Genomic DNA, 25,210 nt, shown 5'->3' with positions numbered 1-25,210 from the left:
GCCGCGGTGACCGCGGCCGCGTCTCCGCATCGCTTTTGTCGGATGGCTCCGAACGCGACTCCATGCCCCGCGTTCGCCCCGTCCTCGCCGCAGTCCTCCTTGTGGTCGCGTCGGCGACCGCGGTCGTCGCCGTCAGCGGGGACGCCGCCGCACCCGTCGAGCCCGCCGACGACCCCGTCGTCGGCACGTCGGAGAACTCGACGCGCGTCCTCCTGCTGACCGAAGCCGACGCCGCCAGCTTCCACGAGCCGGACGCCAACGTCGCGTCGACGCTCTCGACCGGCCACGAGACGCTGTCCGTCGAACAGAAGCTGAAGGGCGTCAGGGCGCGACTCGACGCCGCCGAGAGCGACGAGCAGCGCCGCGAGGTCGTCGCGAACGCCACCGACTGGGCGCGGGACCGCCTCCGCACGCTCCAGGACCGCGAGCGCACGGCACGCGAGCAGTTCGCCGACGGCGAGCTCACCGCCACCGAGTTCGCCCTCGAACTGGCGCGCATCCACAGCAACGCGAGCAAGCTCATCGAGGTCGTCGGGTCCGGAACGACGTCCGGCGGCGGGACGCTCTACCAGCTGGCCTTCGAGTACGGCCTCGACACCGAGGAGCTGAGCCGCGTCCGCGTCCAGCTCGTCGCGCTCGAGGGCCCCGTCCGGGAGCGGATCGCCGAAGTCGTCCACGGGGAGCGCGACGCCGTCCGCGTCCACGTCACCACCGGGAATGGCCTGATGCTGTCGACCATGGACGGCGAGGAGTACCTCCGGGAGACGTACCGGTCGGACAACCTCGTCAGCGAGGTCGCCGGCTACGGCGACCCGACCGAGAACGTGGCGACGGCGTACCCGTGGGTCGCCAACAACTCCCGGAACGACCAGTACACACTCGCCGGACAGCTCGCCGTCATCTACTCGACGAACACGCCCCACAGCCAGCTCGACGTCTGGATCAACACCGCGACGAAGCGCGTCTACCTCGAACGCCAGGCGGTCGAGCTCGCCGGCCTGCCCACGGAGGTGGAGGCGTCGGCGTCCGCGAACAACACGACGCTGCAGGCGTCCCGGACGTACGCGGGCGGCCCGCTGCTCGTGCGCGTCGAGAACGCGACCGGCGTGGGCGTCGGCGCGCCCGTCTCCCTGAACGGGACCGTCGTCGGCGACACGGGGGCCGACGGCGAGCTGTGGCTGCTGAGTCCGTCCGGCGAGTACACGGTGTCGACGGAGACGGCGGCCGGGACGCCCCTCGAGGTGAACGTGACCGCGCGGCCGGCGCCGGCGTAGCCGGGAGACTGGCGCCGCGGTCGGCACCACCACAGCCCGGGACGGTCGGCGCGGTCGGTACCACACGGCCGGTCAGCCCGGACACCGACGCGGCCGGTCCGGCGAAGGTTCTTGTACGGGGGCGCGACCAGTCCGGGGCGTGTCCCGCGGGTACGCTCCGGTCGCGGTCGTGCTGTTGCTCGCGGTGACGGTGCTCGCAGCGGGTGTGGTGGCCGTCTCCCTCCCGTCGCCCGGCGGCGAGCCGCCGGCGCCGCGCGCCGTCGCCGCCGACGCCACGAGCGACGGCCGCGTCGCGCTCACGCTGCTGTCGGGGCCGGCGGTCGACGTCGACGCCGCGGCGCTGCGGCTGTCGGTGAACGGCGACGCGCTGCGCCACCAGCCGCCAGTCCCGTACTTCGCGGCTCGCGGCTTCTACGGTACGCCCGGCGGCCCGTTCAACGTCGCCGCGGACCCCGAGTGGGCGGTCGGGGAGACGGCGTCGCTGCGGATCGCCGGGACGAACGCGCCGCGGCCGCGCGTCGGCGACACCGTCACCGTCCGCGTCGTCGTCGACGGCCGGACGGTCGCCACCGAGCAGACCACCGTCGAGGCGCCGGAGAAGTGACGGTCGTCGCGACCGCTCGGTCGTCGCCCACGCTGTGCTCTGGCGCTCGACCGCGCGGGTCACTCGAACGTGGGGTTCACTCGGGCGCTCGAGCGAGGGTGACGATCGCCCGCGGGCTCCCGGGCTTGGCCTGCATCACCGTGTGCTCGACGTCCACGAACCCCGCCTCGGCGAACATCCGGTCGGCCTCCGCCTCGTCGTAGAACAGCATGATGGCGTCGGCGACCTTCTGGAGCACCGTCGAGTTCGGGTAGTCCGGCCCGACGACGACCGTCCGCTCGCCGGGCTTCAGGACGCGGCGGATCTCCCGCAGGCCCTCCACGGGGTTGGGCCAGTACTCGATGGAGCCCGACGACCACACCGCGTCGAAGCTGTCGTCCTTGAACGGGAGGCGTTCGGCGTCCCCGTAGTGGAACGCCACGGGGTCGTGCTTGCCGAGCTTCGCGAACGCCTTCTCGAGCTGGTGGGGGCTCTGGTCGAGCCCGTAGACGTCCTCGGTGTGCTGGAGGATGCCCGCCGTGCCGAAGCCGGTCCCGCAGCCCACGTCGAGGACGCGGTCGCCGGGCTCGAGGGACAGCATCGCGAGTGCCTCGTCGCGCATCGCCTCGTTCCAGACGAAGGGGTTGATGCGGTCGTACACCTTCGAGAGGTACCGGTAGAAGGTGCGGGCGCGAGCCTTGTCTTCGAGAACTCCCATCGGCCCGGAATTACCGGGCAGGAGCCATAAGCGCTTGCGTTGCGCCCGACTACTTCGCAACTACCATATAGGCCGTGGCCAAAGTTCCGCCCGGTAAGAGTGTATGCCAAGGCCAGAGGTTCTCGAAGACATCAAATCGGCTGAATCGGACGCCGACGACATCGTGGCCGAGGCCGAGGAGGACCGAGAGCAGCGGTTGTCCGAAGCCCGGCAGCGAGCCGATGAGATCCGCAGCGAGGCGGAGGAGGAGGCTCGCGAGCTGAAAGAAGAGAAACTGGAGGAAGCGCGGACGGAGATCGAGGCGGAGCGCGACCGCATCCTCGAGGAGGGCGAGGCCGAACGGGAGGCGCTCGTCGCCCTCGCCGAGGACAACGAGGAGGAGGCGGTCGCGTACGCCGTCGAACGGTTCACGGAGGCGGTACATGCTCAGACCTGAGCAGATGAGCAAGGTCTCGGTGGTCGGCTCCCAGCGCGTGCTGGGGGACGTCATCGAGACGATCCACGACCTGAACCTCGTCCACCTCTCGGACTACGACGGCGACATCGGGGGGTTCGACAACGGCGACCCCCTCGAGGGCGCCGACGACGCCTCCGAGAAGCTCGTGACCGTGCGCTCCCTGGAGACGATGCTCGACGTCTCCGAGGCGGACGCGGGACCGACCCGCATCGTCACCGAGGAGGCCCTCGAGACGGAGCTCGAGGAGATCCGCACGGAGGTCAACGAGCTCGACGACCGCCGCAGCGATCTGGAGGACGAACTCCGGTCGCTGGACGAGCGCATCGACGCCGTCGAACCGTTCGCCGACCTCGGCATCGACCTGGACCTGCTCGGCGGCTACGACAGCCTCCAGGTCGCGGTCGGCGAGGGGGACGCCGACGGCGTCCGCGACGCGCTCCGCACCGACGAGGCCATCCAGGCCTACGAGGTGTTCGAGGGCGAGCAGACGAACACCGCCGCGGCGTTCGCGTACCCCCGCCACGACGACCCCGACGCGCTCGACGACGCGCTCGTCGGCGTCGAGTTCGGGCGCCTCGACGTCCCCGACGCCGAGGGCGGCCCCGAGGAGTACGTCGAGCAGCTCCGGAGCGAGCGCGAGACCGTCGAGTCGAAGCTCGAGAGCGTCGAGAACGAGCTCGCGGAGCTGCGCGTCGAGCACGCCGGCTTCCTGCTCGCCGCCGAGGAGAAGCTCACCATCGACGTCCAGAAGGCTGAGGTGCCGCTGCAGTTCGCGACCACCGACCACGCGTTCGTCGCCGAGGGCTGGATCCCAAGCGACGAGTACGCGGACCTCGTCGAGGCGGTCCAGGACGCGGTCGGCGAGCACGCCGCCGTCGAGGAACTGGAGCGCGCCGACTACGAGCCCTCGGGCCACGGCCACCACGCGCCCGTCGACGAGGACGACACGGAGGCGGTCGCCACGGACGGCGGCACCGCGGAGTTCGACGCCGACGACAGCCCGCCGGTCATCCAGGACAACCCGGGCGTCGTGCGGCCGTTCGAGGCGCTCACGGAGGTCATCAACCGCCCGAAGTACACGGAGCTCGACCCGACGGTAATCCTGTTCGCGACGTTCCCCGTCTTCTACGGGTTCATGATCGGGGACCTCGCGTACGGCTTCCTGTACGCCGGCATCGGCTACTGGCTGTACCGGAGCTTCGACAGCGAGATGGTCACGAAGCTCGGCGGCGTCGCCATCTGGGCCGGCGTCTGGACGGGCGTCTTCGGCGTGCTGTACGGCGAGATCTTCGGCCTGCACCTCATCACCGAGTACGTCTGGAAGGGCGCGCTCGGACTGGCGAACCCGCCGCTGAAGAAGGGGCTGCACGTCGGCTCGTTCGCCGAGCTGTGGCTGACCATCAGCCTCGTCGCCGGCGCGCTCCACCTCGCGGTGGCGTACGCGTTCGGCTTCGTGAACGAGAGCCGCTCGCACGACCTGAAGACGGCGCTCACCGAGTCCGGCGCGAAGTTCATGCTGATGGGCGGCGTCACCGTCTGGCTGTTCAGCACGCACATCCAGAGCGGCGGCGGGCCGCGCCCCGCGTTCATCTACCGGGTCGCGGAGTTCTCGCCGACGGTCGGGATGGCGGCGCTGGTCGTCGCGCTCGCCGGCCTCGTGTTGCTGGTCATCGGCGAGGGCGCGGTCGGCCTCGTGGAGAGCCCGACGTACGCGCTCGTCCACACGGTCTCGTACACGCGGATCGCGGCGGTGCTGCTCGCGAAGGGCGCGATGGCGTACGTCGTCAACCTCCTCGTGTTCGGCGCCTACGAGACCACCATCGAGCCCGGCTCGGAGGCGTTCTTCTTCGGGCTGTTCGAGCTGCCGGTGGGCGCACACGAGGTCCACTTCATGCTCAACGGCGTCCCGCACGGCGAGGTGCTGTTCCCCGGCCTGCTCTGGCAGGGGCCGGCGGGCATCCTGGGCGGCATCGTGGTACTGATCGCAGGCCACGCCCTCGTACTCGGGCTCGGCGTCACTTCCGCCGGCTTACAGGCTCTACGCCTCGAATACGTCGAGTTCTTTAACAAGTTTTATGAGGGCGGTGGCGCGAAGTACAACCCGTTCGGTTACACGCGAAACTACACCACAGAGGACTAAGTAAAATGTTCGACACACTCACTGAACTCAGTACGATTCTCGCAGAACCGGCGATCCCGCAAGGCGCAGCAGCAGCTCTCGCAGTCGGTCTCGCGGCCCTCGGCGCGGGCTACGCGGAGCGCGGCATCGGCAGCGCGGCGGTCGGCGCCATCGCGGAGGACCGCGACCTCTTCGGTACGGGCCTGATCCTGACGGTCCTGCCGGAGACGCTCGTCATCCTCGCGCTGGTCGTCGTCTTCGCGGCGTAACTCCCCCCTTCTAGCAATTCCATGAGTCTGGACACAGTAGTTGAGGACATCCGAGACGAGGCCCGCGAGCGCGCGAAGGAGATTCGCGACGACGCGGAACAGCGCGCCGACGACATCGTCGCGGAGGCGGAGGCCGACGCCGACGACATCGTCGCCGAGGCCGAAGCCGAGGCCGAGCGCGAGATCGAGCGCGAGCGCGAGCAGCAGCTGTCCAGCGCGAAGCTGGAGGCCAAGCAGATGCGCCTCGAAGCGCGCCGCGACGCCCTCGAAGACGTCCGCGACACCGTCGAGGACCGCGTCGCCGCCATCGACGGCGAGGAGCGCGAGGAGCTCACTCGCGTGCTCGTCGACGCGGCGGCCGACGAGTTCGACGACGGCGCGGACGTCAGCGTCTACGGGCGGGCCGACGACGAGGCGCTCATCTCGGACGTCCTCGACGACTACGACGGCTTCGAGTACGCCGGCGAGCACGACTGCCTCGGCGGCGTGGTGGTCGAGAGCGAGACCTCCCGGGTCCGCGTGAACAACACGTTCGACTCGGTCCTCGAGGAGGTCTGGGAGGACGAACTGAAGGAGATCAGCGCTCGCCTCTTCGACGAGGAACAATGAGCGCGGCAGGGGCGGCAAACTACGAGTACGTGGTCGCCCGCGTCCGCCACCGGCGAGCCAGCCTGTTCAGCGACGACGAGTACCGGAAGCTCCTCCGCATGGGCACGGGCGAGATCGCCCGGTTCATGGAGGAGACCGAGTACGAGGAGGCCGTGAACGCCCTGGGCTCGCGGTTCAGCGGCGTCGACCTCGTCGAGCACGCGCTGAACCAGACGCTCGCCGGCGACTTCCAGGACCTCCTGCGGTGGAGCGAGGGCCGCCTCTACGAGCAGGTCGCCCGGTACCTGCGGAAGTTCGACGCGTGGAACGTGAAGACGGTGCTGCGCGGCCTGTACTCCGAGGCGTCCGAGGCGGAGGTCCGGTCGGACCTCATCGACGCCGGCGAGTTCGACGACGACTTCCTCGACCGGCTGGTCGCCGCGGACTCCATCGAGTCCGTCGTCGAGCTGCTGGACGGCACGCTGTTCGACGCGTACATCGAGGAGGCGTTCGCCGCCTACGAGGACTCGGGGACGCTCGTCCCGCTGGAGAACGCGGTCGACCGCGCGTACTACGAGAACCTCGTGCCGCCGTCGACGGGCGGCGGCGAGGCCGCCGAGCTGTACCGCGAGTTCCTGGAGGCCGAGATCGACTTCCGGAACGTGCGCAACGCCCTGCGGCTGGCGCGGTCGGGCGCCGACGTCGACCCCGCCGAGTACTTCATCGACGGCGGCGCGCTGTTCGACCGCGACGAGGTCGGCCAGCTCGTCGAGAGCCGCACCGAACTGGTCTCCCGCATCCGGGAGAGCCGGTACGGCGACGAGCTCTCGGACGCGCTCGACGAACTCGAGGACGCGGACAGCCTCATCGGGTTCGAGCACGCCCTCGACCGCGCGCTCCTGGAGTACTCCGACCACCTGTCGTACGTCTACCCGCTGTCGGTCTGTCCGGTGCTGGCGTACGTGCTCGCGAAAGAACGGGAAGTGGACAACATCCGCGCCATCGCTCGCGGCCGCGAGGCCGGCCTGAGCGAGGACGAGATCGAGGAGGAACTCGTCATCCTATGAGCCAGGAGATCGCAGTCATCGGCAGCCCGGAGTTCACGACCGGGTTCCGGCTGGCGGGCGTCCGGAAGTTCGAGAACGTCCCCCAGGACGAGAAGGGCGAGGACCTCGACGACGCGGTCGAGTCGGTGCTCGCCGACGACGACGTCGGCATCGCGGTGATGCACGACGAGGACCTCGACCATCTCTCCCGGCAGGTCCGGGAGTCCGTCGAGACGAGCGTAGAGCCGACGTTCGTGACCATCGGCGGCGGCGCCGCCGGCGGGAGCGGACTGCGCGACCAGATCAAGCGCGCCATCGGGATCGACCTGATGGCCGAGGAAGACGGCGAGAGTGACAACGAATGAGCCAAGCAGAGACAATCACTAGCTCCGGCGAAATCGAGAGCGTGAGCGGTCCGGTCGTGACCGCCACGGGCCTCGACGCCCAGATGAACGACGTCGTCTACGTGGGCGACGAAGGGCTGATGGGCGAGGTCATCGAGATCGAAGGCGAGGTAACGACGATCCAGGTGTACGAGGAGACGTCCGGCGTCGGGCCGGGCGAACCCGTCGACAACACGGGCGAACCCCTCACCGTGGACCTGGGTCCCGGGATGCTCGACTCCATCTACGACGGCGTCCAGCGCCCGCTGGACGTCCTCGAGGAGGAGATGGGGTCGTTCCTGGACCGCGGGGTCGACGCGCCCGGCATCGACCTCGAAGAGGAGTGGGACTTCCAGCCCACCGTCGAGGAGGGCGACGAGGTCGCGGCGGGCGACGTCCTCGGCACCGTCGAGGAGACCATCAGCATCGAGCACAAGGTCCTCGTGCCGCCGCGGTCCGACGGCGGCGAGGTCACCGAAGTGAACGCCGGCGAGCACACGGTCGACGACCCCGTCGTCGTGCTGGACTCCGGCGAGGAGATCGCGATGCGCCAGGAGTGGCCGGTCCGGCGTGCGCGGCCGACCGAGGACAAGCACACGCCGCGGACGCCGCTCGTGACGGGCCAGCGCATCCAGGACGGCCTGTTCCCGCTGGCGAAAGGCGGGACGGCCGCGATTCCGGGGCCGTTCGGCTCCGGGAAGACGGTCACCCAGCAGCAGCTGGCGAAGTGGTCCGACGCGGACATCGTCGTCTACATCGGCTGCGGCGAGCGCGGCAACGAGATGACCGAGGTCATCGAGGACTTCCCGGAGCTCGAGGACCCCCAGACCGGGAACCCGCTGATGGCGCGGACGTGTCTCATCGCGAACACGTCTAACATGCCGGTGGCGGCCCGCGAGTCCTGCATCTACACGGGCATCACCATCGCGGAGTACTACCGCGACATGGGCTACGACGTCGCGCTGATGGCCGACTCCACCTCGCGGTGGGCGGAGGCGATGCGCGAGATCTCCTCGCGCCTCGAGGAGATGCCCGGCGAGGAGGGCTACCCCGCGTACCTCGCCGCGCGACTCGCGCAGTTCTACGAGCGCGCCGGCCTGTACACGACGCTGAACGACGAGGAGGGGTCGGTGTCCGTGGTGGGCGCGGTCAGCCCGCCGGGCGGCGACTTCTCCGAGCCGGTGACCCAGAACACGCTGCGCATCGTGAAGACGTTCTGGGCGCTGGACGCGGACCTCGCCGAGCGCCGCCACTTCCCCGCCATCAACTGGAACGAGTCCTACAGCCTGTACAAAGACCAGCTCGACCCGTGGTGGCGCGAGAACGTCGCCGAGGACTTCCCGGAGGTCCGGCAGTGGGCCGTCGACGTCCTCGACGAGGAGACAGAGCTCCAGGAGATCGTCCAGCTCGTCGGGAAGGACGCGCTGCCGGAGGACCAGCAGCTCACCCTCGAGGTGGCGCGGTACCTCCGGGAGGCGTGGCTCCAGCAGAACGCGCTCCACGACGTCGACACGAACTGCGAGCCCGAGAAGACCTACGAGATGCTGACGGCCATCAAGACGTTCAACGACGAGGCCTTCGAGGCGCTGGACGCCGGCGTGCCGGTCGAGGAGATCCAGACCGTCGACGCCGCGCCGCGGCTGAACCGCATGGGCGTCCAGGCTGACTACGAGGAGTACATCGAGGAACTGAAAGACGACCTCACCGAGCAACTGCGGGACCTCTACTAATGAAAGAGTACAAGACAATCACCGAAGTCAGCGGCCCGCTGGTGTACGTCGACGTCGACGAGCCGGTCGCCTACGACGAGATGGTGGAGATCGAGACGCCCGACGGCGACGTGAAGCGCGGGCAGGTCCTCGAATCCAGCGAGAAGTTCGTCGCGATCCAGGTGTTCGAGGGCACGGAGGGCATCGGACAGGACGCGTCCGTCCGGTTCCTGGGCGAGACGCTGAAGATGCCGGTCACCGAGGACCTCCTCGGTCGCGTGCTGGACGGCTCCGGCGAACCCATCGACGGCGGCCCGGACATCGTGCCGGACGAGCGCCGCGACATCGTCGGCGAAGCCATCAACCCCCACGCCCGCGAGTACCCCGAGGAGTTCATCCAGACCGGCGTCTCCGCCATCGACGGCATGAACACGCTCGTGCGCGGCCAGAAGCTGCCGATCTTCTCGGCCTCGGGCCTGCCGCACAACGACCTCGCGCTCCAGATCGCGCGGCAGGCGTCCGTGCCCGAGGAGGAGGGCGACGGCGAGGGCAGCGAGTTCGCCGTCGTGTTCGGCGCGATGGGCATCACGGCCGAGGAGGCCAACGAGTTCATGGAGGACTTCGAGCGCACCGGCGCCCTGGAGCGCTCCGTGGTCTTCATGAACCTCGCGGACGACCCGGCCGTCGAGCGGACGGTGACGCCGCGGATGGCGCTGACGACCGCCGAGTACCTCGCGTTCGACCGGGGCTACCACGTCCTCGTCATCCTGACGGACATGACGAACTACTGCGAGGCGCTGCGCGAGATCGGCGCGGCCCGCGAGGAGGTGCCCGGTCGCCGTGGCTACCCCGGGTACATGTACACGGACCTGGCGCAGCTCTACGAGCGCGCCGGCCGCATCGAGGGCGTCGAGGGGTCGGTCACCCAGATCCCCATCCTGACGATGCCGGGCGACGACGACACCCACCCGATCCCCGACCTCACGGGGTACATCACCGAGGGCCAGATCATGCTGGACCGCGACCTGAACAGCCAGGGCGTGACGCCGCCCGTGAACGTGCTGCCGAGCCTGTCGCGGCTGATGGACGACGGCATCGGCGAGGGCCTCACGCGCGAGGACCACGGCGACGTCTCCGACCAGCTGTACGCGGCGTACGCGGAGGGCGAGGACCTCCGGGACCTCGTGAACATCGTCGGCCGCGAGGCGCTGTCCGAGCGCGACAACCTCTACCTGGACTTCGCGGACCGCTTCGAGGACGAGTTCGTCGACCAGGGCTTCGACACGGACCGCGACGTCGAGGCGACGCTGGACCTCGGCTGGGAGCTCCTGTCGCTGTTCCCGAAAGAGGAGCTGAACCGCGTCGACGAGGAGCTCATCGAGCAGTACTACGTCGAGGACGAGGCCGCGGCGGCCGAGGAAGCGGCCGCAGCCGACTGACGGCCGCGTCGCTCTCGGCGTTCTTCCGCCTTCGCCGTTCTTCCGCTCTCGGGACTCCCCGAGCGGCGGCGCCGGGCGACCGCTGCGCGCGCCGGCGTCGACGGGAGTCGCGCCGACAGCGGCCGACGCACCGGGCGAGACTGAAAACGTTTACCACCCTCCGCGAGCAACGTCCACCAAGAGAGTACATGGCCCAGGACATCAAGCCGACCCGGAAGAACCTCATGGAGATCGAGGACCGCATCGAGCTCTCCGAGCGGGGCCACGACACGCTCGAGCAGAAGCGCGACGGCCTCATCATGGAGTTCATGGACATCCTCGACCAGGCCCAGGACGTCCGCGACGACCTCGAGGCCAACTACGAGACCGCCCAGAAGAAGATCAACATGGCGCGCGCGATGGAGGGCGACGTCGCGGTCCGGGGCGCCGCCGCGGCCCTCGAGGAGCACCCCGAGATCACGGTGGAGTCGAAGAACATCATGGGCGTCGTCGTCCCCCAGATCGAGTCCTCGAAGGTGAAAAAGAGCCTCGACGAGCGCGGCTACGGCATCCTCGGCACGAGCGCGCGCATCGACGAGGCCGCCGAAGCCTACGAGGACCTCCTGGCGTCCGTCGTGCTCGCCGCGGAGGTCGAGACCGCGATGAAGAAGATGCTCTCGGAGATCGAGACGACCAAGCGCCGCGTGAACGCCCTGGAGTTCAAGCTCCTGCCCGAGCTCTACGAGGGCCAGGAGTACATCGAGCAGAAGCTCGAGGAGCAGGAGCGCGAGGAGATCTTCCGCATGAAGAAGGTGAAAGCGAAAAAAGAGGAGGAAGAAGACGAAGAAGACGAGCACGCGGCCGCGTTCGCGGAGGACGTCGTCGCCGACGACTGACCGCAGTCGACCCGCCGCAGTCGCGGTCGACGGGCCTGGTTCCGGGTCGCCCGTCCCGTTCTGTCGCCGTTTTCAACGTCCCGTCTCGTTCGGTCTCTCGCGTCCCGTCGCGTTCGACCACCACGCTCCCTCGGCGTTCCGTCGAGCAGTGTCCGCGTCGTTAAGTGCCGTCGCCGCGACCGGCCACGCATGGCGTGTCCGAACTGCGGCGGCGACGAGGTGGCGTTCCCGGTGCCCGAGGACGTCCGCGGGGCGCTGCCGGACGACCGGCCCGCGGCGGCGCTCTGCACGAGCTGCCTGTACGTGTCGCCGCTCGACGAGGCGCCCGAGGACTACCCCGACTTCGCGCGCGTGAGCGACGCGTTCCCGACGGACGGCGAGACCGCCGCCGTGGTGGCGTGCCTGCTCGCGCTGCTCGACCGCCTGGTCGTCCACCGCGGGGACGCCGAGCGCGTCGCGGGCGCGGCCGAACGCCGCGGCGTCGACGTCCTGCTCGTGCTCGACCGGCTCGCCGCCGACCCCGGCCTCGACCCCCACCTCGACCTCCGGCGGCGCCGCGGACAGCTCGAACAGCTCATCTAGTCCGGTCGGCTCGCGGCGGCGTTCGGGCGAACGCCGCCGTGCCGCAAGTGTTTAGCCCGCTGGCCAGCTATCGCCTGTATGGCCGACTGTCCACTCGCCGACGACTGCCCCAGTTTCCAGGAGCAGATCGAGGGAATGGGGTGCCAGCACTACGGCGACCGCGGTGGGATGGAGTGGTGCAACCACTACAGCCAGCCCATCGAGGACCTGAAGACCGCGCCCGTGGTGCCCGGCGAGGAGGTCGTCATCGAGATCGACGACATGCACGAGAGCGGCGCGGGCGTCGGCCGGCAGGCGGACAGCGGCTTCATCATCATGGTCGACGGCGTGCTGCCGCCGGCGCGCGTGAAAGCCGAGGTCTCGAAGGTAAAGCCGAACTACGCTCGCGCGGACCTCCTCGAGAAGCTCCCCGAGGAGCCCGACGACGAGGAGGACGACGAGGCCGGCGCCGAGGCCGAAGCCGACGAGGACGAAGACGAGGACGAGGAGGGCGGCATGGAGCGGCTGGGCAGCCGCGAGAACTTCTGGGGCAACTAGCGGAAGTCCGCGACCGAGAGGTCGTCGGTGAGGCGGATGTCGCCGTCGAGGAGTGTCGGAATCCCCGAGTCGTCGAGGTAGGCTGCCAGTTCGGCCCACTCGACGGTCGTCTCGGTGACTGATGCTGACTGCACTCTCGACGCTGCGTCGATGTACGTGTACGTGGTCACCGCGCCGACGGAGTTCTGCTCGCTGGGGTACCGGTAGATCGACAACGGGAGCCTGTCGGCGTCTGGGTCGATTTTCGCCGTCTCGAACTCGAAGAGAATCGGGCTACTGGAGACCGTCTTCCGGGCCGCGAATCTACCGTCTCCGAGGACCGTATAGCGTTCCGCGTCCAGGCCCGTCCGTTCGAGCGTCTCGAGGGTCGCGTACAGCGAGTAGCCGGCGTCGAGGAGCGTCGCGACGGTCCGGCCGACCTGGCACGCGTTCACGTCCGCGACGTCGTCGACGGTGACGACGCCGCCGACCGCTCCCGCCGTCAGCAGGGCGCGCCCCTGCTCGTACGACCGACAGCCGTTCAGGAAGAACGCTGCCACACCGGTCCGCGCGAGCGTTCGCGCGTCCAGCACCCCGTCCCGGCACACCATCCCCGCCTCGGTGACGTGCCCCACGAAGTGCAGGAAGTCCGCGTCGTCGTACAGTACTTCCCGGAGTTCCGCGGTGCCGAGATTCCGCCACGTCGTCACCTCGGTCTCCTGGTAGGGGTGGGTGTCGTAGGCGGACTCGTCACTGCCGTCGAGGCGCGCGTCGTTGTAGACGACGTGGACGTCCAGCGGCCCGTCGCCGTCCTCGGGGTACTCCAGCGCGCGTCGGTAGGAGCCGACCGTGGGGTTCGCGGCGCGGACGGCGTCGCCGGGGCCGACCCACGAGTGACCGGGCGTGTCGGCGTCCGCCGGGTCCACGACCTCGACCGGGGACGTCGACGCCGCGGTCGACCGCGCGACCGCGGCGTCCGCGTCCGTGAGGGCGTCCGGCCGCGGCGAGAGGGTGACCGGTTCGGGCGCGGGCGGCGGGCTCCTGACCAGCGCGAGGTCGTCGGCGAGGTACGGGAGCGCCGGCGCGTACCGGGGCTCGGGCGCGACGTCGGCGGTGTAGTGCCAGTCCAGCAGCCCCGCCGTCGCCGACCGCGGCACCTCGAGGTAGGCCGCCGTCCGCTCCGCGAGCGGCACCTCGAACAGCGCCTCGTAGTCCAGGTCGACGCGCTCGTCGAGGTCGTCGGCGGTCGCGGTGCGGAACGGGTGGAGGCCGGCCGCGCGGACGACGCAGTCGAGCGTGAAGACGTGCTCGAGGGCGTCCCGGACGCCCGCCGCGAGGCCCGCCGCGTCGAACTCGTGGACCGCGTCGGCGGCCAGCAGGCGCGGCTCCGTGCCCGGTTCGACCGACGCCCCGAGGTAGAACGCCAGCGGTGCGACCGTGAATATCGGGCCGTACTCCGGGGGCACCTCGAGGGTGACGCCCGTCTCCGGAGGCTCGACCGCCTCGGGAACGTCCAGGCCGTCCCCGAACTCCAACGCCGGCGGGTGCCCCCGCAGCGTCGGCCACGACCGGTCCGGCGACAGCGTCTTCAGCGCCGACCCGAACGCCGACACCCCCGCCATCACGTCCCGCGGGTCCTCGCTGACGGTGACGGTCCCGGCGGGCGTCTCGTGGTGCGACCGCACCCCGAGCACGAACCGGGTGCGCCGGTCGGCTTCGAGCGCGGTCCGTCCGTCGTCGAACCGCGCGGTGACCGCGGCGTCGCGGACGCGCACGTAGAGCTTCGAGCCCGGCTGGGTGAGCCCAACCTCGTACGTGTCGCGGGCGAGCCACTCCGCGGTCTCCGGGCCGTCGGCGTGGTGGACGACCTCGCCGTCGCGCCAGAAGACCGCGTCCCCGTACACCGCGAGGCGGAGCTCGCGGGCGTCGACGGCGACGGCGGCGTCGACGGGCATCGCGAAGTCGGCGGTCGCCGCCGGCGTCGGGTCGACCGGCCGGTCGGTGTAGAGGGGGAACTGCTCGCCCTCGCTGGCGTCGCGGACGCGAACGCCGCAGTCGTCCTCGAGCGCGTCGAACGAGATCGTCACGCGGGACGACGCCCGGTCGTCACCGAGTCCATGCGCGGACCTCCGGGACGACGAGTAAAAGGGGTTCTGACCGCCGCCGCGTCACTCGAAGTCGGCCAGCGACAGCTCCGGCGTGCGGTGCAGTTCGCCGTCGACGACGACCGGCGTCGACGCGCCCGCCAGCCAGCGTTCGAGTGCCGCGCGCTGCACGCGCTCCTCGCGGACGTAGGCGCTGACGATGGTGCTGTCGGCGTCCGGGTGCATCGGCGTGAACAGCGACCCCATGCCGTGCTCGCCGTACGGGTAGTAGCGTGCGGTCGCGGTCGTCTCGCCGTCGTCGAAGCCGTCGCCGTCGAAGGCGTACAGCACGGGGACGGCGCTTGCCGACCGGCGGAACGCGAGCGTGCCGCTGCCGAGAATCGCGTACCGGTCGCCGGGCGGCCGCGTGGCGCGGAGCGCGTCGAGGACGCCGTACAGCGGGAAGCCGTCGTCGAGCAGCAGGGAGACGGTGCGTCCGACGCGTCGCTCGCCCGCGTCCGCGGCGTCGTCGACGGTGACTAGGCCCCCCACCGCTCCCGCCGTCAGCAGGGCGCGCCCCTGCTCGTGGGACCGGCAGCCGTCCAGGAAGAACGCCTTCACGCCAGTCCGCGCCAGCGTCCGCACGTCCAGCACCCCGTCCCGGCACACCATCCCCGCCTCGGTGACGTCTCCGGCGAAGTGCAGGAAGTCCACGTCGTCGTACAGCACGTCCCGGAGTTCGCTCGTCGTGAGGTCCCGGGACGTCCGGACCGCGGTCTCCTGGTAGGCGTGGGTCCCGTACGTCGCCGCGTCGGCGGCGTCGGGGCGGTCGCCGCAGGAGACCACGTGCACCGTCAGCGGGTCGGTTCCCCGCGGCCAGTCGAGGGCGCGCCGGTAGGAGCCGACCGTGGGGTTCGACGCGCCGGCCGCGAACCCGCCGTCGACCCAGCAGTGGCCTGGCGTGCCGGCGTCCGCCGGGGTGACGACCGACGGCGGCGAGGGGGGCGACGCGGCCGCGTCGGCTGGCGCGACGGCGGCGTCCGCCGACGCCGAATCGGCGCTGCGGGGCGGACTGCGGACGACCGCGAGTTCGTCCGCGAGGTACGGGAGCACGAGAGCGGTCCGCGGGCGCGCCGCGACGTCGGCGGCGTAGTGCCAGTCCAGCAGCCCCGCCGTCGCCGACCGCGGCACCCCGAGGTAGGCCGCCGTCCGCTCCGCGAGCGGCACCTCGAACAGCGCCTCGTAGTCCAGGTCGCCGTCCACGGCGGCGTCGACGGCGTCCGACAGCGGCGTCCGGTACGGGTAGACGCCGGCCTCCCGGACGACGCAGTCGAGCGTGAAGACGTGCTCGAGGACGTCCCGGACGCCCGCCGCGAGGCCCGCCGCGTCGAACTCGTGGACGACGCCGTCCGCCACGAGACGCGGCTCCGTGCCCGGTTCGACCGACGCCCCGAGGTAGAACGCCAGCGGCGCCGCGGTGTAGATGGCGTGGTACTCCGGGGGTACCTCGAGGGTGACGCCCGTCTCCGGGGGCTCGACCGCCTCGGGAACGTCCAGGCCGTCCCCGAACTCCAACGCCGGCGGGTGCCCCCGCAGCGTCGGCCACGACCGGTCCGGCGACAGCGTCTTCAGCGCCGACCCGAACGCCGACACCCCCGCCATCAGGTCCCGGGGGTCCTCCGTCACCCGCACCGTCCCGGCGGGCGTCTCGTGGTGCGACCGCGCCCCGAGCACGAACCGGCAGGGGTCCGCGACGGCGATGCGCGTCTCGCCGTCGACGAACGACGCGGTCGGCGCGCAGTCCGGCGCGCGCACGTAGAGTTTCACGTTCGGCAGCGAGAGGTCGAGTTCGTACGTGCCGGTCGGCAGGTCGACCGGGTCGCCGCCGTCGACGGTCTGGTGGACGACCTCGCCGTCCCGCCGGACGAGCACGTGGACGACCACGGGCAGCCGGAGCTCCGTCGCGGTGACCGCGGCGGCGGCGTCGACCGGTCCGTCGAGGACGGCCGGCGGGACCGCGACCGGGTCGACCGGCCGGTCGGTCCGGACGTCGACCGTCTCGCCCTCGCTGGCGTCGCGGATGCGGACCCCGGGTTCGCCGTCCAGGGGGTCGAACGAGAGCGTCACCGGACGCGCCTCCCGTCGAACGCCCGACTCGGCGTCATACCTACCCGCACGCGGCCGGGGTAAATGGGTGCTGTGGTGGCTTCCACGGGGTTTTTGCGGGCTCGCGGCGTGCACACCCGCATGGACGACGACCTCCCGGACGCCGACGTGGTGCTGGCGCGCGCGGGGTTCGACGCCGACGAGAGCGTGCTGACGCGCCGACAGGCGGAGGTGCTGGCGCTGCGCGAGCGCGGCGCGTCCCAGGCCGCCATCGCCGACCGGCTGGGGACCTCGCGCGCGAACATCTCGAAGGTGGAGGCCAGCGCCCGCGACAACGTCCGGAAGGCCCGGGAGACGGTGGCGTTCGCGGCGGCGCTGCAGGCGCCGGTGCGCGTCGAGATCGAGGCGGGGACGGACCTCTACGACGTCCCCGACATGGTGTACGCGGCCTGCGACGAGGCGGACGTGAAGGTGTCGCTGTCCGCGCCCGAGGTGATGAAGCAGGTCAGCGACGCCAGCGAGGGCGCGGTCAGCGGCCGCGCGGTGCACGCGCCGCTGCTCGTGACGGTGACCAGCGACGGCGACCTCCAGGTGCGGACGGGACACGACGACGCGGACGTCGCGTAACCGACCCCGAGGCCACACCGCGAGCGCGTCGCCAGTGCCGCGCCGTCACGTGTCAGAACAGGTCGTCCTCGCGGAGTTCGGCGACGACCTCGCGGACGCGCTGGGCGTCCTCGGCGGGCGCGACGAGCACGCGGTCGTCGAACGCGGCGACCACCAGGTCGTCGGCGCCGACGACGGCGACGTGCTTGTCGTCGCTCGCGAGGACGTTCCCCGAGGCGTCGACGGTGAGCGCGTCGCCGAGCACGGCGTTCTCGCCGTCGAGGAGGCGGAGCAGCGCGTCCCACGCGCCGACGTCGTCCCAGTCGAAGGCCGCGGGGACGACCCGGACGTCGTCCGCTCGCTCCATGACCGCGTAGTCGACGCTGACGGGGTCGACGGCGTCGAACGCGGCGGCGACTGCGTCCTCGTCGCCCGTCTCGAGTGAGGCGACGACGTCGCCGAGGGGGCCTCTGCGCGCGGCGTCGAGGAAGGCCGCTGGCGTCCACGCGAACATGCCGGCGTTCCAGAAGCAGCCCCGGGCGAGGAACTCGCGGGCGGTCGCCTCGTCGGGCTTCTCGCGGAACTGCGCGACCGCGTAGTGGTCGCCGCGGTCGGCGCCCGGCTCGACGTAGCCGTAGCCCGTCGCGGGCCGGTCGGGTTCGACGCCGAGCGCGACGAGCGCGCCCGTCTCCGCGGCGACCGAGACGGCGGTTTCGGCCGTCTCGCGGAAGCCGTCGCCGACCACGTGGTCGCTCGGGAGACAGAGCATCGCCGCGTCCGGCGCTCGCTCGCGGACCTCGCTGGCGGCGTACGCGAGCGCGGGGCCGGTGTCGCGGCCGGCCGGCTCGACGAGCACGGTCGCCTCGGGCACCTCCTCGCGGACGCGGTCGGCGTACTCGGCGCGCGTCACGGCGAAGAGGTCGTCCGCGAAGCCGGCGCGGTCGGCGGTCCGCCGGAGGAGGCTGCGGTCGTCGTCGCCGAGCGCGAGGAACTGCTTCGGGCGGTGGCTGCGGCTCGCCGGGTACAGCCGCGTGCCGGTGCCGCCCGCCAGCAGGACGGCCGCGGTCCTCACCACGGCGCGACCCTCCGAGTGGCGTCAGTCATCGCGGGTGGCTTCGCGGGGACGCGGTAAAGACCTGTCCGGTGGTGGTTCGTGGCGTCGCTGGTGGGGCATCGCGGCGGCGTCCGGCGGGAGGGTTGCGGCGACCGTGCCGCTTACGCGTGGCTGGCTCGTCGACCGGGACGTGTTCGACGCTGGCTTCCCGGCGTTCCTCGCCGCGGCGGTGGCGCTCGTGCTCGCGCCCGGTCCCGACACCGTGCTCGTGCTGTCGGCGGGCGCGGCGGACGGCCGGCGGGCGGGCGTCACCGCGGCGCTCGGCGTCAGCGCGGGCGTCCTCGTCCACACGGCGCTGGTCGCGGTGGGGCTGGCGGCCGTGCTCGCGGCGTCGCCGGCGGCGTTCGCGGCGCTGAAGGTCGCGGGCGGCGCGTACCTCTGCTGGCTGGGCGCGCGGACGCTCGCGGACGGGGGCGGGCCGACCGCGGACCGCGACGTGCCGCGGCCGTTCGTCTCGGGGTTCGCGACGAACGTCCTGAACCCGAAGGTCGCGGTGTTCTTCCTCGCGTTCCTCCCCCAGTTCGTCGACGGCTCGGCGGCGGCGAGCGTGCCGGCGCTCGGCGCGACGTACGCGGCGCTGTCGGCGGTCTACCTCGGCGCCGTCGGCGCGACGGCCGGCCACGCGCGGTCGGTGCTGGCGCGGCGGGCGGACCTGCTGCGGCTGGCGTCCGGCGTCGCGCTGCTCGCGCTCGGCGTCGGCGTGCTCGCCGCCGCCCTCCCGGGCTCCACTTTCACCGCGCTCCCGGAGATTTAAAGGTGATCGGGAACCAACGTCGATGCGTCTCCCACCGAAACACACGCGGAGACGGAATCCGACCATGAGCGACCTTTCAGACACCGCTACGGAGATCCACGACGAGTTCTCCGAGCACGTCGACGCGTCAGTCGACGACGTAGAGGAACGGCTGCAGCGACTGGTAACCGAGTACAAGGTCCCGCTGGACGAGGCCCGCCGCAGCGTCGAGAACCACTACCTCGACGAGGCCGGCCTCGACCGCGACGACCTGGGCGGCCGCGGCAACGAGACCGTCCAGGTCGAGGACGTCGACGAACCCGAGCAGTGGGTGGACATCACCGCGAAGGTCGTCGAACTCTGGGAGCCCCGGTCCGACTCGGTCGGGCAGGTCGGCCTGCTCGGCGACCCGACCGGCACCATCAAGTTCACGAAGTGGGCGAAATCCGACCTCGCGGACCTCCAGGAGGGCCAGACCTACCGCCTCGGGAACGTCGTCACCGACGAGTACCAGGGCCGGTACAGCGTGAAGCTCAACAAGACGACCACCATCGAGGAGGTCGACGAGGAGTTCGACGTCGGCGACAACGAGGACACCGTCGAGGGCGCGCTCGTGGACATCCAGTCCGGGAGCGGCCTCATCAAGCGCTGCCCCGAGGAGGACTGCACGCGCGTCCTCCAGAACGGCCGGTGCAGCGAGCACGGCGAGGTGGAGGGCGAGTTCGACCTCCGCATCAAGGGCGTGCTCGACGACGGCCGCGACGTCCACGAGGTCATCTTCGACGAGGACGCCACCGAGGACCTCACCGGCGTCGGCCTCGAGGAGGCCAAGCAGATGGCCAAGGACGCCCTCGACACCACCGTCGTCGCCGACGAGATGCGCGCGACGGTGCTGGGGAACTACTACCGCGTGACCGGCCCGACGCTCGGCCGGTACGTGCTCGCGAACGACACCGAACGGCTGGACGCCCCCGCGGACCCGGAGGCCGTCCTCATCAAGGCGAGGTCGATCTGAGATGAGCAACGCACCCACGCGCGAGGTCGCACGCCGCGCCTTCGCCGCCGAGTTCAACGACGCCACGTTCACGTTCAAGGAGTCCGACGACGAGCGCGCGCCGCTGTACGCGCTGCTGCCGACCGGCGAGCAGGCGAACCGCGTGTTCGTCGTCGGCACGCTCACCGAGACCGAGGACATCGGCGAGGACTCCGAGTACTGGCGGGGCCGCGTCGTCGACCCCACCGGGACGTTCTTCGTGTACGCGGGCCAGTACCAGCCGGACGCCGCGTCGGCGCTCCGGGACGCGGAGACGCCGACGTACGTCGCCGTGGTCGGGAAGCCGCGGACGTTCGAGACGGACGACGGCTCCGTGAACGTCTCCCTGCGGCCGGAGTCCATCACGCACGTCGAGGAGGCCACCCGCGACCGCTGGGTCGTGGAGACCGCCGAGCGCACGCTCGACCGCCTCGACGCCTTCGACGACGAGGGCAACGAGTACGCCGAGCGCGCGAAGGCCGAGTACGGCGAGGACGTCTCCGCGTACCGGCGGGCGGTCCTCGAGGCGCTCGAGGACTTCGACGTGGAGGACGAAGTGCCGGCGGACGCGTAACCGCCCGCCGGCGACCGGCCGCCGTTCTTTCGCCGCGAGCCGGTGCGTGAGCGTCTGACAAACCCTTAATACGCTCGCTGCTCGTAGCCACGGGTAATCGATGGGGAACAAGAACAAGACCATCTCGTTCCGCGTGAACGAGGACAAGTTCGACGCGCTCCGGGACATCGCGGAGGAGCGGGACCTCTCGCTGTCCGCTGTCTTCCGGGACTACGTCGACTCGCTGGTGGCCCACGACGGCCGCGTGCGGGTCGTCCCCGAGAACCAGGCCGAGGACAGCGAGGGCGACGAGTTCCCGCCGAAGGTCGAGGTGCCCAAGAGCTTCGTGCGCGAGCACGAGCGCCTCGAACTCGAGGCGAAACACCTCCGCGACCAGCTCGACGAGCACAAGGAGTACATCAACCACCTGCGCGAGCGGGTCGAGGACGACGGCGACGTCGAGGAGGTCATCCACCTCGAGGAGCTGGACGACGAGGAAGAAGACGAACCCTACCAGCTCGGGTGACGGCCGCCGGCCCTCGCCGACGGCGCCGCGCTACCGCGTGAGCTCGCGTTTCTTCCGGCCGGCGCGGTCGGCCTGCTCGGGGCGGCCGTCGACCGCCGCGAGGTCCTCGACGGCCTCGAGAGTCCGGACGGCGTCGTCGAGGAACGAGTAGAGGTCGCCGGGGTAGGCGTACACCATGTAGTCGTCGGTCATCACGTCCACCATCGACTCCGGGTCGAGGCCCTGCGCGCGCAACTCGAGGAGGTACTGCACGAACTTCTCCTCGGGGTGCCCGCAGTAGGGGTTCGACTCGCAGGCGCAGTCCAGGAAGTCCTCGGAGAACTCCAGGACCTTCTCGCGGGTGGCGTCGTCGAGCTCGGAGAGGTCGCCCGTGAAGAGGACGTCGAGGGTCGCGCCGCTGAACGCGCTCTTCGGGAATCGCGTGTCCAGCTGGGACGCGATCTGCCGGTGGTTCTTCACGTAGATCTTGTCCGTGACGGCCACAGTCACGTCGTGGTAGGCCGGGTTCGCGGAAAAGCGTATCGTCCGGTCGCGGTCGCGGACGTTCGGTTCAGGCCTCGTCGCGGAGACGGTACGTGTTCCGGCGCGCGTCACCCGGCACGGGCCGGACGGCGACGAGGCCACAGTCGGTTAGCGCCCGGACGCCGTCGCGGACGGTGTCCGGGTGGAGTCGCGTCTCCGCGATGAGTTCGCGCCGCCCGAGCGGGCCGTCGCGTTCCAGCACCGCGAACACGAGTTTCGCGCTCGGGGGCGCGTCCAGCAGACACGAGTTCGGTCGGTCCACCGGCACGCGTCAGTCCCCGCGGTCCAGTTCGTCGAACAGCGCGGCGACCCGTGCCTCGATGTCGTCGCGAATCGCGGCGACCTCGCTCTGGGGCCGGCCGTCGGGGTCGTCGAGGGCCCAGTCGCGGTTCTCGCCCGCCCAGCCCGCCGGACAGACGTCCTCGGCCGCACAGCCCATCGTGACGACGTAGTCGGCGTCCCGGAGCTCCTCGAACGTGACCTCGCGGGGCGTGCGGTCGGAGACGTCGACGCCGAGGTCGGCCATCGCGTCGACGACCTCGCTGTGGACGTGGTCGGCTGGGTCGGTGCCGCCCGTGAGGATCGCGACGTCGCCGCGGCCGCGGCGGGCGCGCTCGCGCTCCGCGAACGCGGTCGCCATCTGGGAGCGGCCGGCATTCTGCACGCAGACGAACGCGAGGGTGGTGGTCGGTCGGTCGGCGTCGTCGGAGGTGGTGTCCCGGGACATGGGTCAGTCGTCGGTGGCCGCGAGGCTGCCGGCGGTCCGGCCGGTCCAGTCGAGGCGGCGCTGGAAGTACAGCGCGACGTTGACGAGCGCGAGGAGGACGGGCACCTCGATGAGCGGGCCGACGACGGTGGCGAACGCGACGCCGGAGCCGACGCCGAAGACGGCGACGGCGACCGCGATGGCGAGCTCGAAGTTGTTCGACGCGGCGGTGAACCCGATGGCGGTCGTGGTCTCGTAGTCGGCGCCGACGCCCCGCCCCATCGCGAAGCTGACGAGGAACATCGCGACGAAGTAGACGGTCAGCGGCACCGCGACGAGGAGGACGTCCCCGGGCGCGGCGACGATGGCGGCGCCCTGGGTCGCGAACATCACGACGACGGTGAACAGCAACGCGACGAGCGTGAGCGGGTCGATCTTCGGGACGACGACCGCCTCGTACCAGTCGGCGCTCCGGGCGCGCGTGCCGGCGAAGCGCGTGAGGACGCCGGCGGCGAACGGCACGCCGAGGAACACCGCGATGGCCTCGAACACCTGCGTCGGCGAGACGTCGAAGGCGGTGATGCCGGCCGCCAGCGACTGGAGGCCGAGCAGGTCGGGCGCGACGAGCGCGAACAGCCAGACGTAGACGCCGTACGTGAGAACCTGGAAGAGGCTGTTGAACGCCACGAGGCCGGTGACGTACTCCGTGGAGCCGTCGGCGAGTTCGTTCCACACGAGCACCATCGCGACGCAGCGCGCCATCCCGATGAACACCAGCCCGAGGAAGTACTCGGGGCGGGCGGGCAGTCCGGGGACGACCCCGCCGAAGAAGACGACCGCGAGCGCGAACATCAGCGTCGGCCCGATGAGCCAGTTCTGGGCGAGGCTCAGCCCGAGCACGCGCCAGTTCCGGAAGACGGCGGGCAGCCGCGCGTAGTCGGCCTTCGCGAGCGGCGGGTACATCATCAGGACGAGACCGACCTCGACGAGGTGGAGCTCGCGGATCGGCGGCGTGACCGACGGCGCGACGGAGCCGAGCGCGACGCCGACGGCCATCGCGCCGAGGATCCAGACGGTGAGGTAGCGGTCGAGGACGCCCATCGACCGCGGGTCGCCGCAGGACTCGCAGCCGCAGTCGGGGCCGTGCTCGTGGGCGTCCGCGGAGGCTGCCTCACGCATCGTCGCTGTCGCGGTCCGCGGCGGCGAGCAGACCGGCCGCGTAGTCGGTGGCGTCGTAGTACCGCCAGTTGCCGTCCTTCCGGCGCGTCGCGAGGCCGGCGTCGACGAGGTCCGCGAGCGCGTGGCTGACCGCGCTGTCGCTGACGTCGACGAGCGCTTCGAGTTCGCAGACGCAGAGGTCGCCGTCGGCGGCGGCCAGCGCCGCGGCGAGCCGGTACCGCGTGTCGTTCCCGAGTGCGGCGAACGCCGCCTGCGCGTCGCCGTCGGTGCCGTCGGCGAGCGCGTCGAGTTCGTCGAGGCGGTCCTCGACGTCGGCGTCGCAGCAGTCGCCGAGTTCGTCCGCGAGGTGCCGTCGCAGCCGGTCCGTAGTCCGAGCCATGGGAGTACCTGAACGAGCGTTCAGATAGCTGTTTCGGTCTGAACGCTCGTTCAGGTAGTCCGCCCTGGCGCTCGAACCGCCGCGTGTCGTAACGTATTTGAACGCCAGACTGCTACGATTGGCTGCAGTGTCCGGGGTAGGGTAGTGGACTATCCTTCAGCCTTGTGGAGGCTGAGACGCGGGTTCGATTCTCGCCCCTGGACCTTCTCGCGACGATAGCCGACGAGCACCTCGTACGCCCGTCGCCATCGCAACCAGACGTGGACCGACAGCAGCGAATTGACCCCCGTGAGTCCCAACAGCCGAGCGACGAGTCCCCCCAGTATTTGTGCGTCCGGCGTCGAGAGCGGGTATGCGACGGAGAGCCCTCCTCTCGACGGCAGCGACCGGCGCGGCCGCCCTGGCCGGCTGCCTGTCCGCCTTCGAGGACGCGGTCAGCGAGTCCCGCGAGTACGAGTTCGACCTGCCGGACGGCGCGCGGTTCCGGACGGCCATCGACGACGGCGACGTGGACGTGTCGACGCACGGCGGAGACCGCGTGCTCGTGGACGCGGTCGTGTCCGTGCCGAACGAGTCCCGCCTCGGGGACGTGACCGTCGAGGCCGTCCGCGAGGACGACCTCCTCGTCGACGTGCGCGTCGACGGCGCCGAGCGCCGCGTGAGCGTCGACCTCGACGTCCGCCTGCCGGCCGGCACCGAGGTCGCGGTCGCGCGCAGCTGGAACGGCGACGTCTCCGTCCGGGACGTGGCGGCCGCCCACGGCGTCGGCTCGGCGAACGGCGACGTCGTCGTGCGGGACGCCGGCCCGGTGGCGCGAGCGGAGACGACCAACGGCGACGTGACCGCCGACGTCCCGGCGCTCGTGGACGGGGAGGCGGTGGTCCGCACGGAGAACGGCGACGCCGACGCGGCGCTGTCGGCGACCGTGGACGCGGCGCTGTCGGCGCGCACGCAGAACGGCGACGTCTCGGTCTCCGGCCTCGAGCTCGCCGACCGCGAGGCGTCGCGGACGCGCGTGAGCGGCGTGCTCGGCGACGGCGCCGGCGAGGTGACGGTCGCGTCCGTGAACGGCGACGTGACCGTGACTGCGCTGGAGTGACCGGGGGCGTCC

Annotated in this window: 28 protein-coding genes and 1 tRNA gene; 20 read left to right on the top strand and 9 right to left on the bottom strand. The window is 71.1% G+C overall.

The features are described from left to right. The first annotated feature begins 62 nt into the window (after positions 1–62). Complete coding sequence (locus U5911_RS05970) at positions 63–1,274, top strand: DUF7096 domain-containing protein (protein WP_336036040.1); 1,212 nt, start codon at positions 63–65, stop codon at positions 1,272–1,274. 139 nt (positions 1,275–1,413) lie between these two features. Further along, positions 1,414–1,878 (top strand): type IV pilin domain-containing protein, encoded by a 465-nt coding sequence (locus U5911_RS05965; protein WP_336036039.1) that lies wholly within the window; start codon positions 1,414–1,416, stop codon positions 1,876–1,878. Between the two features lie 76 nt (positions 1,879–1,954). Here the strand turns inward: U5911_RS05965 and U5911_RS05960 are convergent, their stop codons facing one another. After that, entirely contained in the window at positions 1,955–2,575 is a 621-nt protein-coding gene (locus tag U5911_RS05960) for a methyltransferase domain-containing protein (protein WP_336036038.1), read from the bottom strand. A gap of 103 nt (positions 2,576–2,678) precedes the next feature. Between U5911_RS05960 and ahaH the strand changes: the two genes are divergently transcribed. The 11 genes from ahaH (at position 2,679) to U5911_RS05905 (ending at position 12,579) form a co-directional block, all read left to right on the top strand. Then, the gene (gene ahaH, locus U5911_RS05955; protein WP_336036037.1) at positions 2,679–3,011 is read left to right on the top strand and encodes an ATP synthase archaeal subunit H; all 333 of its coding nucleotides are present in this window, start codon (positions 2,679–2,681) and stop codon (positions 3,009–3,011) included. Continuing rightward, a complete protein-coding gene (locus U5911_RS05950) occupies positions 2,998–5,172 on the top strand; it encodes a V-type ATP synthase subunit I (RefSeq protein ID WP_336036036.1) in 2,175 nt (724 codons plus the stop codon). The genes ahaH and U5911_RS05950 overlap by 14 nt, the downstream gene beginning before the upstream one ends. Before the next feature lie 5 nt (positions 5,173–5,177). After that, on the top strand, positions 5,178–5,420 hold the full coding sequence (locus tag U5911_RS05945; protein WP_336036035.1) for a F0F1 ATP synthase subunit C: 243 nt from the start codon (positions 5,178–5,180) through the stop codon (positions 5,418–5,420). Positions 5,421–5,441: 21 nt separating this feature from the next. After that, positions 5,442–6,029, top strand: coding sequence for a V-type ATP synthase subunit E (locus U5911_RS05940; RefSeq protein ID WP_336036034.1), 588 nt, complete (start codon positions 5,442–5,444; stop codon positions 6,027–6,029). Then, on the top strand, positions 6,026–7,075 hold the full coding sequence (locus U5911_RS05935; RefSeq protein ID WP_336036033.1) for a V-type ATP synthase subunit C: 1,050 nt from the start codon (positions 6,026–6,028) through the stop codon (positions 7,073–7,075). Before U5911_RS05940 ends, U5911_RS05935 begins: the two co-directional genes overlap by 4 nt. Further along, the gene (locus U5911_RS05930) at positions 7,072–7,419 is read left to right on the top strand and encodes a V-type ATP synthase subunit F (RefSeq protein WP_336036032.1); all 348 of its coding nucleotides are present in this window, start codon (positions 7,072–7,074) and stop codon (positions 7,417–7,419) included. The genes U5911_RS05935 and U5911_RS05930 overlap by 4 nt, the downstream gene beginning before the upstream one ends. Then, a complete protein-coding gene (locus U5911_RS05925; RefSeq protein WP_336036031.1) occupies positions 7,416–9,167 on the top strand; it encodes an ATP synthase subunit A in 1,752 nt (583 codons plus the stop codon). Before U5911_RS05930 ends, U5911_RS05925 begins: the two co-directional genes overlap by 4 nt. Then, on the top strand, positions 9,167–10,585 hold the full coding sequence (locus U5911_RS05920; protein ID WP_336036030.1) for an ATP synthase subunit B: 1,419 nt from the start codon (positions 9,167–9,169) through the stop codon (positions 10,583–10,585). Before U5911_RS05925 ends, U5911_RS05920 begins: the two co-directional genes overlap by 1 nt. 188 nt (positions 10,586–10,773) lie before the next feature. Further along, positions 10,774–11,460, top strand: a complete 687-nt coding sequence (locus U5911_RS05915; protein WP_336036029.1) for a V-type ATP synthase subunit D — start codon at positions 10,774–10,776, stop codon at positions 11,458–11,460. Positions 11,461–11,649: 189 nt separating this feature from the next. Further along, on the top strand, positions 11,650–12,042 hold the full coding sequence (locus tag U5911_RS05910; RefSeq protein ID WP_336036028.1) for a DUF6276 family protein: 393 nt from the start codon (positions 11,650–11,652) through the stop codon (positions 12,040–12,042). A gap of 78 nt (positions 12,043–12,120) precedes the next feature. Further along, positions 12,121–12,579 carry a TRAM domain-containing protein gene (locus U5911_RS05905; RefSeq protein WP_336036027.1) on the top strand — a complete coding sequence of 153 codons (459 nt, stop codon included), beginning with the start codon at positions 12,121–12,123 and terminating at the stop codon, positions 12,577–12,579. Here the strand turns inward: U5911_RS05905 and U5911_RS05900 are convergent. After that, the gene (locus U5911_RS05900) at positions 12,576–14,645 is read right to left on the bottom strand and encodes a hypothetical protein (protein ID WP_336036026.1); all 2,070 of its coding nucleotides are present in this window, start codon (positions 14,643–14,645) and stop codon (positions 12,576–12,578) included. The genes U5911_RS05905 and U5911_RS05900 overlap by 4 nt on opposite strands. An 81-nt stretch (positions 14,646–14,726) precedes the next feature. Then, on the bottom strand, positions 14,727–16,769 hold the full coding sequence (locus U5911_RS05895) for a hypothetical protein (RefSeq protein ID WP_336036025.1): 2,043 nt from the start codon (positions 16,767–16,769) through the stop codon (positions 14,727–14,729). A 120-nt stretch (positions 16,770–16,889) separates the two neighbouring features. On the opposite strand from U5911_RS05895, the gene U5911_RS05890 reads away from it, so the two are divergent. Next, complete coding sequence (locus U5911_RS05890; RefSeq protein WP_336036024.1) at positions 16,890–17,375, top strand: Tfx family DNA-binding protein; 486 nt, start codon at positions 16,890–16,892, stop codon at positions 17,373–17,375. Positions 17,376–17,427: 52 nt separating this feature from the next. Here the strand turns inward: U5911_RS05890 and U5911_RS05885 are convergent, their stop codons facing one another. After that, the gene (locus U5911_RS05885; protein ID WP_336036023.1) at positions 17,428–18,429 is read right to left on the bottom strand and encodes a mannose-1-phosphate guanylyltransferase; all 1,002 of its coding nucleotides are present in this window, start codon (positions 18,427–18,429) and stop codon (positions 17,428–17,430) included. Positions 18,430–18,562: 133 nt separating this feature from the next. Here U5911_RS05885 and U5911_RS05880 point away from each other — a divergent pair, with 133 nt between their 5' ends. The 4 genes from U5911_RS05880 to U5911_RS05865 all read left to right on the top strand — a co-directional run bounded on the left by U5911_RS05880 (position 18,563) and on the right by U5911_RS05865 (position 21,313). Beyond that, the gene (locus U5911_RS05880) at positions 18,563–19,222 is read left to right on the top strand and encodes a LysE family translocator (protein ID WP_336036022.1); all 660 of its coding nucleotides are present in this window, start codon (positions 18,563–18,565) and stop codon (positions 19,220–19,222) included. A 64-nt stretch (positions 19,223–19,286) separates the two neighbouring features. Further along, positions 19,287–20,216 carry a replication factor A gene (locus U5911_RS05875; RefSeq protein WP_336036021.1) on the top strand — a complete coding sequence of 310 codons (930 nt, stop codon included), beginning with the start codon at positions 19,287–19,289 and terminating at the stop codon, positions 20,214–20,216. Position 20,217: 1 nt separating this feature from the next. Further along, complete coding sequence (locus U5911_RS05870; protein WP_336036020.1) at positions 20,218–20,808, top strand: RPA family protein; 591 nt, start codon at positions 20,218–20,220, stop codon at positions 20,806–20,808. A 100-nt stretch (positions 20,809–20,908) separates the two neighbouring features. Continuing rightward, a complete protein-coding gene (locus tag U5911_RS05865; protein WP_336036019.1) occupies positions 20,909–21,313 on the top strand; it encodes a DUF8146 domain-containing protein in 405 nt (134 codons plus the stop codon). Between the two features lie 30 nt (positions 21,314–21,343). On the opposite strand, the gene U5911_RS05860 is transcribed toward U5911_RS05865, so the two are convergent. The 5 genes from U5911_RS05860 to U5911_RS05840 form a co-directional block, all read right to left on the bottom strand. Further along, entirely contained in the window at positions 21,344–21,796 is a 453-nt protein-coding gene (locus U5911_RS05860) for a DUF5814 domain-containing protein (RefSeq protein ID WP_336036018.1), read from the bottom strand. Between the two features lie 67 nt (positions 21,797–21,863). After that, positions 21,864–22,103 (bottom strand): MarR family transcriptional regulator, encoded by a 240-nt coding sequence (locus U5911_RS05855; RefSeq protein WP_336036017.1) that lies wholly within the window; start codon positions 22,101–22,103, stop codon positions 21,864–21,866. A gap of 3 nt (positions 22,104–22,106) precedes the next feature. Then, positions 22,107–22,562: an arsenate-mycothiol transferase ArsC gene (locus tag U5911_RS05850; protein ID WP_336036016.1), complete on the bottom strand. Its 456-nt coding sequence runs from the start codon at positions 22,560–22,562 to the stop codon at positions 22,107–22,109. A gap of 3 nt (positions 22,563–22,565) precedes the next feature. Beyond that, positions 22,566–23,720 (bottom strand): ACR3 family arsenite efflux transporter, encoded by a 1,155-nt coding sequence (gene arsB, locus U5911_RS05845; RefSeq protein WP_336036015.1) that lies wholly within the window; start codon positions 23,718–23,720, stop codon positions 22,566–22,568. Beyond that, positions 23,713–24,099, bottom strand: a complete 387-nt coding sequence (locus U5911_RS05840; protein ID WP_336036014.1) for an ArsR/SmtB family transcription factor — start codon at positions 24,097–24,099, stop codon at positions 23,713–23,715. The genes arsB and U5911_RS05840 overlap by 8 nt, the downstream gene beginning before the upstream one ends. Before the next feature lie 130 nt (positions 24,100–24,229). On the opposite strand from U5911_RS05840, the gene U5911_RS05835 reads away from it, so the two are divergent. Both U5911_RS05835 and U5911_RS05830 read left to right on the top strand, forming a co-directional pair. Next, a tRNA-His gene (locus tag U5911_RS05835) sits at positions 24,230–24,302 on the top strand. A gap of 149 nt (positions 24,303–24,451) precedes the next feature. Next, complete coding sequence (locus U5911_RS05830) at positions 24,452–25,198, top strand: DUF4097 family beta strand repeat-containing protein (RefSeq protein WP_336036013.1); 747 nt, start codon at positions 24,452–24,454, stop codon at positions 25,196–25,198. Positions 25,199–25,210: the final 12 nt, after the last annotated feature.

It is taken from the genome of Halobacterium yunchengense, assembly GCF_037031165.1.
In the GTDB taxonomy this organism is placed as follows: Archaea; Halobacteriota; Halobacteria; order Halobacteriales; family Halobacteriaceae; genus Halobacterium; species Halobacterium yunchengense.
The sequence above is the reverse complement of the archived record's forward strand: the minus strand, read 5'-3'. Positions and strand labels throughout refer to the sequence as shown.

What these genes read in the sequence shown, in the direction of transcription:
- arsB (WP_336036015.1), bottom strand. Translation starts at nt 23,720, where the DNA reads ATGCGTGAGGCAGCCTCCGCGGACGCCCACGAGCACGGCCCCGACTGC.
- U5911_RS05915 (WP_336036029.1), top strand. Translation starts at nt 10,774, where the DNA reads ATGGCCCAGGACATCAAGCCGACCCGGAAGAACCTCATGGAGATCGAG.
- U5911_RS05870 (WP_336036020.1), top strand. Translation starts at nt 20,218, where the DNA reads ATGAGCAACGCACCCACGCGCGAGGTCGCACGCCGCGCCTTCGCCGCC.
- U5911_RS05865 (WP_336036019.1), top strand. Translation starts at nt 20,909, where the DNA reads ATGGGGAACAAGAACAAGACCATCTCGTTCCGCGTGAACGAGGACAAG.
- U5911_RS05830 (WP_336036013.1), top strand. Translation starts at nt 24,452, where the DNA reads ATGCGACGGAGAGCCCTCCTCTCGACGGCAGCGACCGGCGCGGCCGCC.
- U5911_RS05970 (WP_336036040.1), top strand. Translation starts at nt 63, where the DNA reads ATGCCCCGCGTTCGCCCCGTCCTCGCCGCAGTCCTCCTTGTGGTCGCG.
- U5911_RS05850 (WP_336036016.1), bottom strand. Translation starts at nt 22,562, where the DNA reads ATGTCCCGGGACACCACCTCCGACGACGCCGACCGACCGACCACCACC.
- U5911_RS05950 (WP_336036036.1), top strand. Translation starts at nt 2,998, where the DNA reads ATGCTCAGACCTGAGCAGATGAGCAAGGTCTCGGTGGTCGGCTCCCAG.
- U5911_RS05905 (WP_336036027.1), top strand. Translation starts at nt 12,121, where the DNA reads ATGGCCGACTGTCCACTCGCCGACGACTGCCCCAGTTTCCAGGAGCAG.
- U5911_RS05945 (WP_336036035.1), top strand. Translation starts at nt 5,178, where the DNA reads ATGTTCGACACACTCACTGAACTCAGTACGATTCTCGCAGAACCGGCG.
- U5911_RS05940 (WP_336036034.1), top strand. Translation starts at nt 5,442, where the DNA reads ATGAGTCTGGACACAGTAGTTGAGGACATCCGAGACGAGGCCCGCGAG.
- U5911_RS05875 (WP_336036021.1), top strand. Translation starts at nt 19,287, where the DNA reads ATGAGCGACCTTTCAGACACCGCTACGGAGATCCACGACGAGTTCTCC.
- U5911_RS05935 (WP_336036033.1), top strand. Translation starts at nt 6,026, where the DNA reads ATGAGCGCGGCAGGGGCGGCAAACTACGAGTACGTGGTCGCCCGCGTC.
- ahaH (WP_336036037.1), top strand. Translation starts at nt 2,679, where the DNA reads ATGCCAAGGCCAGAGGTTCTCGAAGACATCAAATCGGCTGAATCGGAC.
- U5911_RS05890 (WP_336036024.1), top strand. Translation starts at nt 16,890, where the DNA reads ATGGACGACGACCTCCCGGACGCCGACGTGGTGCTGGCGCGCGCGGGG.
- U5911_RS05840 (WP_336036014.1), bottom strand. Translation starts at nt 24,099, where the DNA reads ATGGCTCGGACTACGGACCGGCTGCGACGGCACCTCGCGGACGAACTC.
- U5911_RS05960 (WP_336036038.1), bottom strand. Translation starts at nt 2,575, where the DNA reads ATGGGAGTTCTCGAAGACAAGGCTCGCGCCCGCACCTTCTACCGGTAC.
- U5911_RS05930 (WP_336036032.1), top strand. Translation starts at nt 7,072, where the DNA reads ATGAGCCAGGAGATCGCAGTCATCGGCAGCCCGGAGTTCACGACCGGG.
- U5911_RS05910 (WP_336036028.1), top strand. Translation starts at nt 11,650, where the DNA reads ATGGCGTGTCCGAACTGCGGCGGCGACGAGGTGGCGTTCCCGGTGCCC.
- U5911_RS05920 (WP_336036030.1), top strand. Translation starts at nt 9,167, where the DNA reads ATGAAAGAGTACAAGACAATCACCGAAGTCAGCGGCCCGCTGGTGTAC.
- U5911_RS05925 (WP_336036031.1), top strand. Translation starts at nt 7,416, where the DNA reads ATGAGCCAAGCAGAGACAATCACTAGCTCCGGCGAAATCGAGAGCGTG.